Raw genomic sequence first — 14,490 nt, forward strand, 5'->3', positions numbered from 1 at the left:
CGATTGCGACGTGCCAATGCCGCGACGGCTACTGACCTGATACCGGCCGCTGGATACATCATGATCGCGCGGGCGCGCTCACAAGGCATGGTGGCACGCCACGGAGATACACGTGAATGAACTAGTGGACCTGGCGACGACGCGAAATACGCTGACAGAGCGCGTGAGCGTTGCCGCCTATGGCGTGCTTGCCGGCGAACGCCACGGACCCCGCGCGCTGCTTTCGCTTGGCGGCCCGGCAGTGGTAGCGTCGATTGCGTACATGGACCCGGGCAACTTCGCCACCAATATTCAGGCTGGCGCTCGATACGGATACTCGCTACTCTGGGTAGTCGTCTTTGCCAATGGGATAGCCATGCTGTTCCAGATGCTCTCGGCCAAACTGGGCATCGTGACCGGACGCAACCTGGCTGAACTGTGCCGTGACACGCTGCCCCGGCCTTTGGTCATAGTGGTCTGGTTGCTTAGCGAAGTGGCCGCCATGGCCACCGATCTAGCGGAGTTCGTGGGCGCGTCCATTGGCCTGTCGCTGCTGATGCATCTGCCCCTGATGGCCGGCATGCTTGTGACAGCCGTGGCGACATGTGTGCTGCTGCAATGCGTGCGCGCGGGATTTCGGCCATTGGAGCTGATGATCGCCGGGCTGGTGGGTGTAATTGGGGCCTCATATTTGACGGAACTTCTGATTGCACCGATAGCATGGTCCGACGTTTTCCGACAGGCACTGGTGCCCCATGTACCTGACCAGGGCGCGCTTGTGATTTCGGTAGGCATCGTCGGCGCGACAGTAATGCCGCACGCATTGTTCCTGCATTCCGGCCTGACGCAAAATCGCATTCCGCCACGTAATGAATTCGAGCGCGCCAGGCTTCTCAGATTCTCCAACATCGAAGTGGTTGTCGCGCTCGGCATTGCCGGGCTGATCAACATGGCGATGGTGATCATGGCCTCGGGCGCCTTCCACGACGGTCACCCGGGAGTCGCCCAGATAGAAACGGCGTACCAGACACTGTCTCCGTTGCTTGGCAGCACGGCGGCGCTCCTCTTCCTGTCCGCACTGATTGCCTCTGGCATCTCCAGTTCCGTGGTCGGCACCGTCGCGGGCCAGATGATCATGCAGGGTTTCGTTCGATTCCGAATTCCCGTATGGCTGCGCCGGCTGGTCACAATCATCCCGGCGTTCTTCGTGATCGGTAGCGGTGTCGATCCTACCGAGGCACTGGTGCTAAGTCAGGTTGTGTTGAGCATCGCGCTACCGGTGCCAATGGGCATGCTGGTGTGGTACACGTCGCGTCGGGCGTTGATGGGACCGCACCAGAACAGCCTGCTCACCATCGCGGCGTCTGGCGTGGGGGCACTGGTGGTACTGACGCTCAACATGGTCTTGGTGGTGCAAGCGTTCTCGTCGGGTTCATGACGATGGCCGGCGAATCTGGAAGACGGCAGGAGCAACGATATGCGATGGCGGGAACGGGCACACGATCCTCATTCTTCCGCGACGCGGGCACAACGTGCCTTCGTTCCACGGCTAACTGCCCTACGTGGGCCGCGAGCATTCCGATGCGGGACGCCTGTGGAATCGAAAACCAGTTTCAAATCGGCAAGTAGCGCCGGAGTGAGCACTGGAGTCGAAGTGGAAAACACGCGCAATACATTCGGGCAGTTGAGCGAAGCGGAAGCTGACAGAACTGACGAGGCATTCCGCGACGAATTGGCAGCGATGCTCGTCAATGTTGCGCAAGGCGACCAGCAGGCTTTTGCAAGCTTGTACCGACACACCTCTTCCAAACTCTTCGGTGTCTGCCGCACCATGCTACGCAACCAGGGCGATGCGGAGGACGTGTTGCAGGAAGTGTACGCCATCGTCTGGCGTCAGGCATGTACCTTCGAGCCGGCACGCGCCAGCGCAATGACCTGGCTGATTGCCGTAGCACGCAACCGATCAATTGACCGCTTGCGCTTGCATCGGGAAGATCAACTTGACGAGCCACAAGAGCTTGGCATCGAGGACGATCGCCCAACGCCGGCTCTTGCCGCCGAACAAAGCCAGGAGCGGGTGAGGCTGGAGCGATGCCTTGATGAGCTGCCGTCGCAACAGAAGCACGCCGTTCGCGAGGCATTCTTCTCCGGCGCGACGTATGCAGAGTTGGCCGAACGCCTCGGCGTGCCGCTTGGCACCATGAAGAGCTGGATTCGCCGTAGCCTCACGCAACTCAAGGCTTGCCTCGAACGATGAACACCAGCGCGGCTTCTCCCGACGACGATCTGCGTTGCGCCGAATACGTGCTGGGCGTCCTCGACTCTGCCGAGCGCCGTCAGGTCTCAAACGAACTGCTGCGCAATCCGGGTATGGCTCAGAGCGTGATGCGCTGGCAGCAACTGGTCAATCCGTTGAGCGAGGATGTTCACGCGACAGTGCCGCCCGCTCATGTCTGGACGCGCATCCAGTCCGAACTAGGATTGAAGCCCATGCACGCGCGCGCGCGTGCGGCCTCGACTGACAGGACTGGCGGGATCTGGGGCAGTCTCGAACTGTGGCGCTGGTTGGGGGTGGGCGCATCGAGCGTGGCGCTGGCACTCGGCACGGTGTCGGTGCTATTGCTACATCAGCTTCGATCGCCAGCCCCACGCCCGTTGGTGGCCAGTGCGAGCTATCGCGTGGCCAATCTCGCGCGCCCCAACGGCGTGGTCGACTGGACCGCCACGATCGACCTGCAACGTGCCAACATCGTGATCGTACCGGCAAACGCCTCTCGACCGACTGGCAACCAGGCCACCGAACTATGGCTTATCCCGCCGGGAGAGAAACCATTGTCATTGGGTGTAATTGCGGCGGACAAACCTGCCACGCTTTCGCTCACCCAGACTGCAATGGCGCGCCTGGTATCCGGCTCGGCTCTGGCTGTGTCGCTCGAACCCACTGGCGGTTCGCCCACCGGACAGCCCACGGGGCCGGTGATCGCGACTGGGTCCGTCAGGGAAACCTGAGCGCCTTAAGTGACGCTGCGCCGATCCCCGTGCGCCGAAGGCCGACCATGTTCGCCCACTCTTGCAGCATGTGGCGCCGCTGTCGGGCGTACTCTGCCTTGTTGTAGATCTAGTGCGAGGAACGTCCATCCTCGTGCACCAGGCACTTCTTAATCCAATCGCGAAAGTCTTGGACCCAGGCTTGAGGTTGCGCAGCTACCGATAACTGCCATGACGCATTTTCTTTCTAATTCACCACGTCAAGGCAGCGTTTCGATAGCTGGCGATAGTCCCCGGAGGAACTCAAATCATTCCCACTCGATCGTTGCCGGCGGCTTGCCCGACACGTCGTAGACCACACGGTTCAGGCCACGGACTTCGTTGATGATGCGGTTCGAGCAGCGGCCCAGCAGCGCATACGGCAGGTGTGCCCAATGCGCGGTCATGAAGTCGGTGGTCTGCACGGCGCGCAACGCCACCACGTAGTCGTAGGTACGGCCATCGCCCATCACGCCGACCGACTTGACCGGCAGGAACACGGCGAATGCCTGGCTGGTCAGGTCGTACCAGCTCTTGCCTACCTGATTTGCCTCGCACATGCCGGCTGCGGCATCCTGCTCGGTGGCGACCGTCTTGCGCAGTTCCTCGATGAAGATCGCGTCGGCGCGGCGCAGCAGTTCGGCGTAGTCGCGCTTGACCTCGCCCAGGATCCGCACGCCCAGGCCCGGGCCCGGGAACGGATGGCGATAGACCATCTCCGGCGGCAGACCCAGTGCCACGCCCAGTTCGCGCACTTCGTCCTTGAACAGGTCGCGCAGCGGCTCGAGCAGCTTCAGGCCCAGCGTCTCCGGCAGGCCGCCCACGTTGTGGTGGCTCTTGATGGTGGTGGCCTTCTTGGTCTTGGTACCACCGGACTCCACCACGTCGGGGTAGATCGTGCCCTGCGCCAGCCACTTGGCATTCGACAGCTTCTTGGCTTCGGCCTGGAACACTTCCACGAATTCGCGGCCGATGATCTTGCGCTTCTGCTCGGGGTCGGTCACACCGGCCAGATGGCCCAGGAACTGTTCCGATGCATCGACGTGGACTACCTTGGCATGCAGGCGGCCCGCGAACATGTCCATGACCATCTTGCCTTCGTCCAGGCGCAGCAGGCCGTGGTCAACGAACACGCAGGTCAGCTGGTCTCCGATCGCACGGTGAATCAGCGCGGCGGCCACCGACGAATCGACGCCGCCGGACAGGCCCAGGATCACCTCTTCATCACCAACCTGCTCGCGGATCTTCGCGACGGCTTCGGCAATGTGGTCGCCCATGACCCAGTCGGCCTTCGCGCCGCTGATCTCCAGCACGAAACGCTCGAGCATTTCGCGGCCCTTCGAGGTGTGCGTGACTTCCGGATGGAATTGCACCGCATAGTAGCCACGCGCCTCGTCGGCCATGCCGGCGATCGGGCAGCTCGGTGTCGATGCCATCAGCTTGAAGCCGTCCGGCAGCGCCGTGACCTTGTCGCCGTGGCTCATCCAGACCTTCAGCATGCCGTGGCCTTCCGGCGTAGCGAAGTCCTCGATGCCCTTGAGCAGGTTGGTATGACCATGGGCGCGCACTTCGGCGTAACCGAATTCGCGCGAATCGCTCCACTCCACCTTGCCGCCGAGCTGGACCGCCATGGTCTGCATGCCGTAGCAGATGCCCAGCACCGGCACGCCCAGGTCCCACACGGCCTGCGGTGCGCGCAGTTGATGGTCTTCGTACGTGCTGGCGTGACTGCCGGAAAGAATGACGCCCTTTGGCGCGAACTCGCGTACGAATTCGTCGGAGACATCGTTCGGATGGATTTCGCAATAGACGTGCGCTTCGCGAACGCGGCGCGCGATCAGCTGCGTGACTTGCGATCCGAAATCAAGAATGAGGATTTTGTCGTGCATGATGGGCAGTTGGCAGTGCGTCCGGATCGGGTTCGGGCATCACCTCGGTGCCCGGACCATAGCCGGGCGGCGGCGTGATGACCGGCTCGCGCCGGTATTCGGGGGATGTGGGAGATGCGTTGGACGTGGCCGGGCGCCCCGGTCGGGCTGCGCCTCTGCTGCTCACGTCTCTCACGTCGCCCACGTTACTTGCGTTTCTTACGTCGCTGTCGCTGACGTCGCTGACATCCGCGACGTCATTGTTCGGATAGTAGACATCGGCCGTGGCCGCCGCGCGGTCAGCCTTTGCCTGATCAGCCAGTGCCCGCTCGCGCAGCCTTACCTTCTTGGCCGAAGGGATTTGCACGATCGCGAAGAACAGCAGCATGGCGGCCAGCGTCAGCAACCAGATCTTGCCGGCGCCTTGCACCGGCATGTCCAGGAACAGCGTCCAGGCCGCAATCAGTATCGCGCTGGCCAGGTTGACATAACCGGCGGTGCGCGCCACGGTGACAGTGAGCTGGCCGTTGATGGTGGCCATGAACAGCAACCAGGACATGCCGATGGTCGCCACGCCCAGCAACTGCCCGAACAGGGCCGGCTGTGGCACTGGCAATTGCAGTGCGGCGTACAGCGTGGTGAACGGCGACATCAGCAGCAGCATGCCGAGCAGCAGGTCGAGCAACGCATCGAAAAACAATACGGCTCGCAGCAATACCTTCATGGGCGCTCCTTGTTGCAGCGCGGCCGCGCGGCACCGTCAACCTCGACGACACCAGCGCGGCCGTGATGCCCTTCCGGGCGGGCCAGATCGATCTCAATCGATATGGTAGTTCGGCGCTTCCTTGGTGATCTGCACATCGTGGACATGCGACTCGCGCATGCCGGCGGCGGTGATCTGCACGAACTCGGCGGTCTCGTGCCATTGCGGAATCGAGCTCGCACCGCAGTAGCCCATCGAGGCACGGATACCACCGGTCAGCTGGTGGATGATGGCCTGCACCGGGCCCTTGTACGCGACGCGGCCTTCGATACCTTCCGGCACCAGCTTGTCGACGTTGGCCGTGTTGTCTTCCTGGAAGTAACGGTCCGCGGCGCCATCCTTCATCGCGCCCACCGAACCCATGCCGCGGTAGCTCTTGAACGAACGGCCCTGGAACAGGAACACCTCGCCCGGCGCTTCCTCGGTACCCGAGAACATGCCGCCCATCATCACGGTATGGGCGCCAGCTGCCAGCGCCTTGGCCACGTCGCCCGAATAACGGACACCGCCGTCGGCGATCAGCGGCACACCGGTGCCCTTCAGTGCTTCAGCCACGTTGGACACGGCGGTAATCTGGGGCACGCCCACGCCAGCCACGATACGCGTGGTGCAGATCGAACCCGGGCCGATACCGACCTTGACGCCATCTGCGCCATGTTCGACGAGTGCCAGTGCGGCGGCGCCGGTAGCAATGTTGCCACCCACCACCTGCACTTGCGGGAAGTTCTGCTTGACCCAGCGCACGCGGTCCAGCACGCCCTGGCTGTGGCCATGCGCGGTGTCGACGACGATCACGTCCACGCCGGCCTTGACCAGCAGTTCCACGCGTTCGTCATTGTCCGGGCCCACGCCCACTGCCGCGCCTACGCGCAGTTGGCCATGCGCATCCTTGCTGGCCAGCGGGTTGTCCACGGCCTTCTGGATATCCTTGACGGTGATCAGGCCGCGCAGTTCGAACGCGCCATTGACCACCAGCACACGCTCCAGGCGGTGGCGGTTCATCAGGCGCTTGGCTTCGTCCAGCGGCGCGCCTTCGGCCACGGTCACGAGCTTCTCGCGCGGGGTCATCTTGGCACGCACCGGTGCGTCGAGTTCTTCTTCGAAACGCAGGTCGCGGTTGGTAATGATGCCGACTACGGTCTTGCCCTCAAGCACCGGGAAACCCGAAATGCCATGTTGCTGCGACAGCGCGATCACATCGCGAACCTTCATGTCCGGCGAAATGGTGATCGGATCACGCAGCACACCCGATTCGTAGCGCTTCACGCGCGCCACTTCGCGCGCCTGGTCGGCGGGCTTCAGGTTCTTGTGGACGATACCGATACCGCCGGCCTGTGCCATCGCAATAGCCAGGCGTGCTTCCGTTACCGTATCCATGGCAGCGGACAGCAGCGGAATATTGAGTTCGATCGAACGGGTCAGTCGGGTGCGGAGGGAAACATCCCGGGGCAGGACGGCCGAATAGGCCGGGACGAGCAGCACGTCATCGAATGTGAGTGCTTTCTGGACAAGACGCATAGCGAATCCTCTAGGCGCAAAAGCAGATTATACAGGAATGCAGGATTTGCTGATGCGTTCTTGCAACCCGTTTGCTATTCTCGGCCTCCCTTTTCCACAACGACTCTGGAGACCATGGGAATCGGCGTTCTGTGCGGCCTGCTTGCGGGCGCATTCTGGGGAATGGTGTTTATCGCACCCAAGCTGCTGCCAGTGTTTTCGCCATGGGAACTGGCGATTGGCCGCTACCTCGCATATGGGGTGGTAGCCCTGGTTGCGACACTGCCGCTGATGCGCCGCATCGCGCGCAAGCTGACCCGCGCCGACTGTATTGCGCTGCTACGGCAGGCCTTCACGGGCAACCTGCTCTACTACGTGCTGCTGGCATTTGGCGTACAGCTTGCCGGCGTTGGCCCTACCTCGCTCATCATCGGCATCCTGCCGATCTCCGTCACGCTGATGGGCCGGCGCGATCACGGCGCCGTGCCATTGCGCCGCCTGGTGCTGCCGCTGCTGGTGGTAGCCACGGGCATCGCCTGCATCAACATCGACCTGTTCAGTGGCTTTGGTGGCGACGGCGGCGCGCATGGGGCGGCGGTGGATGCGGTAGCGCGCCCGGTCTGGCAAAAAATCGCCGGCGTGCTGTGCGCGGCCGGCGCGCTGGTCTGCTGGACGCTCTATGCGGTGGATAACGCGCGCTACCTGCAGCGCAATCCGCATTTCAGCGGCAATGAATGGTCGGCGCTGTATGGCCTGTCGACGGGGCTGGTCTCACTGGTGCTCGCGGCCATCGGCTGGCTCGCGTTCGGCGACCACCTGACCGCACCCGGCAGCGGCCGGGACTGGCAGTGGTTCTGGACCGTCAACGCCGCCGTGGCGCTTGGAGCGTCGCTTATTGGCAACAACCTCTGGAACATCTCGAGCCGCCGGCTGCCGCTCACACTTTCCGGCCAGATGATCGTGTTTGAGACGCTGTTCGCGCTGGCATACGGGTTTGCATTCGATCACCGCTGGCCCCGGCCACTGGAAATCGCCGCCATCGTGCTGCTGATGGTTGGGGTGGCATGGTCTGTCCGCTTGCACGCGACCGACAAGTCTCAGTAGACTAGCGTGCAATGCCGCAGGGGTCACATAGTTGTCAACCCCACGGGCGTCTGATGCCACGCAACCCGCTCGACCTGTCCACGACTTCGCCATGAAACGATCGTCCGCGCTGTACCTGCTGCTTGCCGCCAGCCTGGCCGTTCCGGGCACTGCCTTCTCGCAATGGCAGTGGAAAGACGCCAACGGCCGCACCGTCTACAGCGACGTACCACCGCCGCCCTCGGTGCCCGATCGCGCGATCCTGAGCGCACCGGGCCGCGTGGCGGGCGCCTACCGGCCGCTCGAGACCGAAACCAAGGGTGAGGCAAACAGTCCGGCAGGTGCGCCACGCATGCAGGCCACCAGCGCAAAAACCGCGCAGGCCGATGCGGACAAGGCATTCCGCGAGCGCCGCGACGCGCGTATCAAGGCCGATCTGGAGGCTGCCACCAAGGAACGCGCACAACTGGCACGCCAGGAAAAATGCCAGGAAATGCGCAACTACGCCACCGGCCTGAGCGGCGGCACGCGCGTGGCAAAGATCGGCGCCGATGGCGCATTGAACCGCCTTGGCGGTGAAGAGCGCGAGGCCGAACTGGCGCGCGTCAACGAGCAACTGGCACAGAACTGCGCCAGTTGACCCAGTTGACCCAGTTGACCAGGCTGATCGAGCCAATCCTTCCGTAAAGCCGCCTTGCGGGATGCCTCAGGTGTCCTGCCCGCCTCCGCTGCCGCGCCGCCACTTCTGGCCCTCGCGCACGCCCGTTGCGCGCTTTGTCTCGACACGCCTGCGCCGCGCGGTCTTTGGGTCCGCCGTCAGGATGCGATAGACCTCGACCCGGTCGCCATCGCGCACCTCGGTATCGAGCGCCTTGAGCTTGCCGAAGATGCCGACGCGCAAGGTCGTAGGGTCCACCTCGGGATGCACCTGGGTCAGCCCGCTGGACTGGATCGCCCCGATAATCGTGGTACCAGCGGGCACCACGACCTCCTTGAGGAAAACCGTATCGGGCAGCGCGTAGCAGATCGACAGCCGCACCGTGCGACCGCCCTCAGCCTTTGTTGGCATAGACCACTTCGGCGCGTTTGACAAAAGCATCGACAAACGTGTTGGCGATCACGCTGAACGCGGGGCCGATGATCTTCTCGATGATCACGCTCGAAAACTCGTAATGCAGGTGGAATTCGATCTTGCAGGCATCTGCGCGCAGTGGCGTGAAGCGCCAGGAGCCGTTAAAGGCCTTGAAAGGACCGTCGGCGAACGTCATATCGATACGGGTAGGACGCTCCTGCTGGTTACGCGTGTGGAAGTACTGCTTGATGCCGCTGAAATGGATGTGGATCTTGGCATCGAGCAGCGTCTCGGTCTGCTCGAAAACTTCCACGCCGCCACACCACGGCAGGAACTTGGGATAGTCCTCCACGCGGGTGACCAGGTCGTACATCTGCTCGGCCGAGTGGCCAAGCAGGACGGATTTATGGACGTCTGCCATGTATTCGTATTGCGAAGGCCACGGGACTGGGCCGGGGCCGGGGCGGTTTGCTAAAATCCCGATTCTAGCCGACCGCCGCTCATACGGCACGTCTGGCGGCAAGCAAGCCCCAGACACCGTGGCCCGCCCGCGATCGCTATGGATTGCAAATGGATTGCAAACTGTTTTGCCGCACCGCCCAACGGCGGCAACCACGCTTAGGAAATCACCTCCCGCATGACGATCGCTGACAACAAGAAGGCCTTTTTCGACTACTTCATCGAAGAGCGCTATGAAGCCGGGATCGTGCTGGAAGGCTGGGAAGTCAAGGCAATCCGCGCCAATCGCGTCCAGATCAAGGAAGGCTACGTGGTGATTCGCAACGCCGAGATGTACCTGATCGGCGCGCATATCAGCCCGTTGCAAAGCGCCTCCACGCACGTCAACCCGGATCCGGTACGGACCCGCAAACTGCTTCTCAAGGCCGACGAAATCAAAAAGCTGATTGGCAAGGTGGAGCAGCGCGGCTACACGCTGGTACCGCTTAACCTGCACTACACGCGCGGCCGCGTCAAATGCGAGATCGGCCTGGGCAAGGGCAAGAAGCAGTTCGACAAGCGCGAAACCGAGAAAAACCGCGACTGGCAGCGTGAAAAGGCCCGGGTCATGAAGGGCGACAACAAGGAATAATTGCCGCCAGCACGGCGCTGCAGCCCAAACGAAAAACGGAGGCCGATGCCTCCGTTTTTTGTTGCCAGGATCTGACCTGACCCTGGCCCCGGCTGCCCGGTCAGACTGTCTTCTCGGCCTTCTGCCCTTTCACAATCTGTAGTGCGGACGCGATCATCGAGCTCATTTCGCCCAGGTTGCCGGGCACGATCAACGTATTGCCCTGCTTCGCCAGATTGCCGAACGCGGCGACATACTCCTCCGCCACCTTCAGGTTGACCGCCTCGGTACCGCCCTCGCCGCGTATCGCGTGGCCGATCTTCTCGATTGCCTGCGCATTGGCTTCGGCCACCGCCAGGATGGCCGAAGCCTCGCCCTGTGCCTTGTTGATGGCAGCCTGTCGTTCGCCCTCCGACTTCTGGATGGCGGCTTCACGCGCGCCGGAAGCGAGGTTGATCTGCTCCTGACGCTTGCCTTCGGACGCCGCGATCAACGCACGTTTCTCGCGCTCCGCCGTGATCTGCGCCTGCATCGCATGCAGGATTTCCTTGGGTGGCGTCAGGTCCTTGATCTCGTAGCGCAATACCTTCACGCCCCAGTTCGCTGCCGCCTCGTCCAGCGCATTGACCACGCTGTGGTTGATGAACTCGCGCTCCTCGAACGTCTTGTCGAGCTCCAGCTTGCCGATCACCGAACGCAGCGTGGTCTGCGACAACTGCGTAATGGCCACCACGAAGTTGCTCGATCCGTACGACGCCTTCATCGGGTCGGTGACCTGGAAGTACAACACGCCGTCCACCTGCAACTGCGTATTGTCCTTGGTGATACACACCTGGCTCGGCACATCGAGCGGGATTTCCTTGAGGATATGCTTGTAGGCCACGCGATCGACGAACGGCACCACGATCGACAGGCCCGGCGTCAGCGTCGCATGGTAGCGGCCCAGGCGTTCCAGCACCCAGGCATGCTGTTGCGGCACGATCTTGATGGCCTTCGCGATCAGCACGATCGCGGCAATGAGCAGGATCAGCGGAAACAGACCAAGCTGATAGGCAAGCATGTACGACTCCCGTCAAGAAGAAAGGACTGCAAGGTGAAGGTGAACGTGGCAGGCTAGCGTGGCGACACGATCAGCGTGGCCCCGCGGACTTCGACGATCCGGTAGCGTCCGGGCGCAGGCTCGGGGCCCGGCGCCAGTTCCACGGTCCAGTCGGCGCCCCGGTAAGGTACTCGGGCGCGCCGAAACGCATCCCAGGCAGAGACTTCGAGTTCCTGCCCGATATCGAGGTTCACATCGGGGTCGGTGGCCGCGTCCCTGCGGCGCAGCCGGCCAAAGCGCGTGCGCCGCAACACGGCAATGGCGACGATGGCAACCACTGCCGCTGCAACGGTCTGCATCGGTACGTCCGCCCCCAGCCAGGCCGCAATGCCGCCCGCGGTAACGCCGCAAGCAATCATCAACAGGTAGAACGTGCCGGAGGCCATCTCCGCGATGACCAGCACGACTGCGGCCGCAAACCATACGTAATACGACGTCATCCCGCCCCTTTCCATCCGGAAACAAGCCAGCCCGAAAAACAAAACCCCCGCTCAACGCCAGCGGCGCCGCGGGGGCAGTTGGAACACCTGCCGCAGGGCCGGTGCCACGCGGCGCGCCGACCATCAGGCCGGGCGCCGTTCTCTATGGTACGTGGTTATTGTGACGCGAAATGCCTCACGATGCCAGCTGTTGCCAGGTTTCGACCACGGAATCAGGATTCAGCGAGATCGACTTGATGCCTTCCTTGGCCAGCCAGGCTGCGAAGTCCGGATGATCCGAAGGGCCCTGGCCGCAGATACCAACGTACTTGTCCAGGCGCAGCGCCGTGGAGATGGCGCGCTGCAGCATGAAGCGGACCGCCGGATCGCGTTCGTCGAAATCCCGCGCCAGCAGTTCCATGCCCGAGTCACGGTCCAGGCCCAGCGTCAGCTGCGTCAGGTCGTTCGAGCCGATCGAGAATCCGTCGAAGAATTGCAGGAATTCCTCGGCCAGGATCGCGTTCGACGGCACTTCGCACATCATGATGATGCGCAGGCCGTTTTCGCCGCGCTTCAGGCCATGCTTGGCCAGCAGTTCGATCACGCGCTCGGCCTGGCCCAGCGTACGTACGAACGGCACCATGATCTCGACGTTGGTCAGGCCCATTTCATCGCGTACGCGCTTCATGGCCTTGCATTCCATCTCGAACGCCTCGGCAAAGTCATCGGAGATATAGCGCGATGCACCGCGGAAACCCAGCATCGGGTTTTCCTCGTCCGGCTCGTAGCGCGAACCGCCGATCAGCTTCTTGTACTCGTTCGACTTGAAGTCCGACAGGCGCACGATCACGGGCTTCGGATAGAACGCGGCGCCGATCGTGGCGATGCCCTCGGCCAGCTTGTCGACGTAGAACGCGCGCGGGCTGGCGTGGCCACGAGCCACCGACTCCACGGCCTTCTTCAGGTCGGCATCGACTTGCGGGTAGTCGAGAATCGCCTTCGGGTGAACGCCGATGTTGTTGTTGATGATGAATTCCAGGCGGGCCAGGCCAACGCCGTGGTTCGGGATCTGCGCAAAGTCGAATGCCAGTTGCGGATTGCCCACGTTCATCATGATCTTGGTCTCGATCTCGGGCATCTCGCCACGCTGGACCTCGGTCACTTCGGTTTCGAGCAGGCCATCGTAGATCCGGCCTTCGTCGCCCTCGGCGCACGACACGGTCACCAGCGTGCCGTCCTTGAGCAGATCGGTCGCGTCGCCGCAGCCAACCACTGCCGGCACACCCAGTTCACGCGCGATGATGGCGGCGTGGCAGGTACGGCCGCCACGGTTCGTGACGATGGCCGCGGCGCGCTTCATCACCGGCTCCCAGTTCGGGTCGGTCATGTCGGCCACCAGCACGTCGCCGGGCTGCACACGTTCCATCTCGGACGGATCGTTGATCACGCGCACCGGGCCCGTGCCGATCTTCTGGCCAATCGCACGGCCGCTGGTCAGCACCGCCGAAGTACCCTTGAGCTTGAAGCGCTGTTCGGCCTTGCCGGCGGACTGGCTCTTCACGGTTTCCGGACGCGCCTGCAGGATGTAGATCTTGCCGTCCTTGCCGTCCTTGCCCCATTCGATGTCCATCGGGCGGCCATAATGCTTCTCGATGATCATCGCGTAGCGGGACAGTTCGCTCACGTCCTCGTCGCTGATCGAATAGCGGTTGCGCAGCTCAGGCGGTACGTCCACGGTCTTCACGCGACCGGCTTCGCCGGGCTTCGTGAACTCCATCTTGATCAGCTTCGAGCCGATCGAACGGCGGATGATCGGGTACTTGCCGGCTTGCAGCGTCGGCTTGAACACGTAGAACTCGTCCGGGTTCACGGCGCCCTGCACCACCGTCTCGCCCAGGCCATAGCTCGACGTGATGAAGACCACGTCCGGGAAGCCCGACTCGGTGTCGATCGTGAACATCACGCCCGAGGCAGCCAGGTCCGAACGGACCATGCGCTGCACGCCGGCCGACAATGCCACCACGTCGTGCTCGAAGCCCTTGTGCACGCGGTACGAAATGGCACGGTCGTTATAGAGCGACGCAAACACGTGCTTGATCTTGTCCAGCACGTCATCGATACCGCTGACGTTGAGGTACGACTCCTGCTGGCCGGCAAACGATGCATCGGGCAGGTCCTCGGCCGTGGCCGACGAGCGCACCGCGAACGATGCCTCGGCACCTTCGCGTGCCGAAACACGTGCGTAATGCTCGCGGACTTCCGCATCGAGACGCGGCTGGAACGGGGCCGCAGCCACCCAGCCACGGATCTCGGCGCCAGCCTCGGCCAGCGCCTTCACGTCGTCGACGTTCAGCGCCTTCAGGCGTTCGGAGATGCGGGTGGTGAGGTTGTTGTGGGCGAGGAAGTCGCGGAATGCCAGCGCGGTGGTTGCGAAGCCGCCGGGAACCCGCACACCAGCACCGGCCAGCTGGGAGATCATTTCTCCCAGCGACGAGTTCTTGCCGCCGACGGTCTCCACGTCCTGCATGCGCAGTTCTTCGAACGGCTGCACGTAGGCGCCGTTATCTACCTGGTTGGTCATAAAAGCCTCAAAACAAAGTAAGAAATCTTTTGC

The 14,490-nt window shown here is 62.8% G+C and carries 14 protein-coding genes; 6 read left to right on the forward strand and 8 right to left on the reverse strand.

What is annotated here, in order from left to right; all coding sequences use genetic code 11:
- Positions 1-112: 112 nt before the first annotated feature.
- From ACO550_RS25960 to ACO550_RS25970, 3 genes are all read left to right on the forward strand, one after another.
- Positions 113-1,417 (forward strand): Nramp family divalent metal transporter, encoded by a 1,305-nt coding sequence (locus tag ACO550_RS25960; RefSeq protein WP_485995009.1) that lies wholly within the window; start codon positions 113-115, stop codon positions 1,415-1,417.
- Positions 1,418-1,720: 303 nt separating this feature from the next.
- Positions 1,721-2,236 carry a sigma-70 family RNA polymerase sigma factor gene (locus ACO550_RS25965; RefSeq protein WP_315597239.1) on the forward strand — a complete coding sequence of 172 codons (516 nt, stop codon included), beginning with the start codon at positions 1,721-1,723 and terminating at the stop codon, positions 2,234-2,236.
- Positions 2,233-2,988: an anti-sigma factor gene (locus ACO550_RS25970; RefSeq protein ID WP_315597228.1), complete on the forward strand. Its 756-nt coding sequence runs from the start codon at positions 2,233-2,235 to the stop codon at positions 2,986-2,988. Before ACO550_RS25965 ends, ACO550_RS25970 begins: the two co-directional genes overlap by 4 nt.
- A gap of 287 nt (positions 2,989-3,275) precedes the next feature.
- Here ACO550_RS25970 and guaA read toward each other — a convergent pair whose 3' ends face one another.
- The 3 genes from guaA to guaB form a co-directional block, all read right to left on the reverse strand.
- Entirely contained in the window at positions 3,276-4,895 is a 1,620-nt protein-coding gene (gene guaA / locus ACO550_RS25975) for a glutamine-hydrolyzing GMP synthase (protein ID WP_315597227.1), read from the reverse strand.
- Entirely contained in the window at positions 4,870-5,598 is a 729-nt protein-coding gene (locus tag ACO550_RS25980; RefSeq protein ID WP_315597226.1) for a hypothetical protein, read from the reverse strand. Before ACO550_RS25980 ends, guaA begins: the two co-directional genes overlap by 26 nt.
- 93 nt (positions 5,599-5,691) lie before the next feature.
- On the reverse strand, positions 5,692-7,155 hold the full coding sequence (gene guaB, locus ACO550_RS25985; protein ID WP_315597225.1) for an IMP dehydrogenase: 1,464 nt from the start codon (positions 7,153-7,155) through the stop codon (positions 5,692-5,694).
- A gap of 114 nt (positions 7,156-7,269) precedes the next feature.
- On the opposite strand from guaB, the gene ACO550_RS25990 reads away from it, so the two are divergent.
- Both ACO550_RS25990 and ACO550_RS25995 read left to right on the forward strand, forming a co-directional pair.
- Entirely contained in the window at positions 7,270-8,238 is a 969-nt protein-coding gene (locus tag ACO550_RS25990) for an EamA family transporter (protein ID WP_315597224.1), read from the forward strand.
- Between the two features lie 91 nt (positions 8,239-8,329).
- Positions 8,330-8,857: a DUF4124 domain-containing protein gene (locus tag ACO550_RS25995; protein WP_315597223.1), complete on the forward strand. Its 528-nt coding sequence runs from the start codon at positions 8,330-8,332 to the stop codon at positions 8,855-8,857.
- 66 nt (positions 8,858-8,923) lie between these two features.
- Here ACO550_RS25995 and ACO550_RS26000 read toward each other — a convergent pair whose 3' ends face one another.
- Positions 8,924-9,286, reverse strand: coding sequence for an RnfH family protein (locus ACO550_RS26000; RefSeq protein ID WP_315597222.1), 363 nt, complete (start codon positions 9,284-9,286; stop codon positions 8,924-8,926).
- Positions 9,270-9,710: a type II toxin-antitoxin system RatA family toxin gene (locus tag ACO550_RS26005; protein WP_315597221.1), complete on the reverse strand. Its 441-nt coding sequence runs from the start codon at positions 9,708-9,710 to the stop codon at positions 9,270-9,272. The genes ACO550_RS26000 and ACO550_RS26005 overlap by 17 nt, the downstream gene beginning before the upstream one ends.
- 216 nt (positions 9,711-9,926) lie before the next feature.
- Between ACO550_RS26005 and smpB the strand changes: the two genes are divergently transcribed.
- Positions 9,927-10,379, forward strand: a complete 453-nt coding sequence (gene smpB, locus ACO550_RS26010; protein WP_315597220.1) for an SsrA-binding protein SmpB — start codon at positions 9,927-9,929, stop codon at positions 10,377-10,379.
- Positions 10,380-10,479: 100 nt separating this feature from the next.
- Here the strand turns inward: smpB and ACO550_RS26015 are convergent, their stop codons facing one another.
- The 3 genes from ACO550_RS26015 to ppsA all read right to left on the reverse strand — a co-directional run bounded on the left by ACO550_RS26015 (position 10,480) and on the right by ppsA (position 14,457).
- Positions 10,480-11,418, reverse strand: coding sequence for an SPFH domain-containing protein (locus ACO550_RS26015; protein ID WP_315597219.1), 939 nt, complete (start codon positions 11,416-11,418; stop codon positions 10,480-10,482).
- Positions 11,419-11,471: 53 nt separating this feature from the next.
- On the reverse strand, positions 11,472-11,897 hold the full coding sequence (locus ACO550_RS26020; RefSeq protein ID WP_315597218.1) for an NfeD family protein: 426 nt from the start codon (positions 11,895-11,897) through the stop codon (positions 11,472-11,474).
- Positions 11,898-12,072: 175 nt separating this feature from the next.
- Positions 12,073-14,457: a phosphoenolpyruvate synthase gene (gene ppsA / locus ACO550_RS26025; RefSeq protein ID WP_315597217.1), complete on the reverse strand. Its 2,385-nt coding sequence runs from the start codon at positions 14,455-14,457 to the stop codon at positions 12,073-12,075.
- Positions 14,458-14,490: the final 33 nt, after the last annotated feature.

The sequence above is a fragment of the Cupriavidus sp. genome (assembly GCF_057315035.1).

Coding starts and splice junctions, on each gene's coding strand:
- ACO550_RS25965 (WP_315597239.1), top strand. CDS start 1,721: ATGCTCGTCAATGTTGCGCAAGGCGACCAGCAGGCTTTTGCAAGCTTG.
- ACO550_RS25970 (WP_315597228.1), top strand. CDS start 2,233: ATGAACACCAGCGCGGCTTCTCCCGACGACGATCTGCGTTGCGCCGAA.
- guaA (WP_315597227.1), bottom strand. CDS start 4,895: ATGCACGACAAAATCCTCATTCTTGATTTCGGATCGCAAGTCACGCAG.
- ACO550_RS25980 (WP_315597226.1), bottom strand. CDS start 5,598: ATGAAGGTATTGCTGCGAGCCGTATTGTTTTTCGATGCGTTGCTCGAC.
- guaB (WP_315597225.1), bottom strand. CDS start 7,155: ATGCGTCTTGTCCAGAAAGCACTCACATTCGATGACGTGCTGCTCGTC.
- ACO550_RS25990 (WP_315597224.1), top strand. CDS start 7,270: ATGGGAATCGGCGTTCTGTGCGGCCTGCTTGCGGGCGCATTCTGGGGA.
- ACO550_RS25995 (WP_315597223.1), top strand. CDS start 8,330: ATGAAACGATCGTCCGCGCTGTACCTGCTGCTTGCCGCCAGCCTGGCC.
- ACO550_RS26000 (WP_315597222.1), bottom strand. CDS start 9,286: ATGCCAACAAAGGCTGAGGGCGGTCGCACGGTGCGGCTGTCGATCTGC.
- ACO550_RS26005 (WP_315597221.1), bottom strand. CDS start 9,710: ATGGCAGACGTCCATAAATCCGTCCTGCTTGGCCACTCGGCCGAGCAG.
- smpB (WP_315597220.1), top strand. CDS start 9,927: ATGACGATCGCTGACAACAAGAAGGCCTTTTTCGACTACTTCATCGAA.
- ACO550_RS26015 (WP_315597219.1), bottom strand. CDS start 11,418: ATGCTTGCCTATCAGCTTGGTCTGTTTCCGCTGATCCTGCTCATTGCC.
- ACO550_RS26020 (WP_315597218.1), bottom strand. CDS start 11,897: ATGACGTCGTATTACGTATGGTTTGCGGCCGCAGTCGTGCTGGTCATC.
- ppsA (WP_315597217.1), bottom strand. CDS start 14,457: ATGACCAACCAGGTAGATAACGGCGCCTACGTGCAGCCGTTCGAAGAA.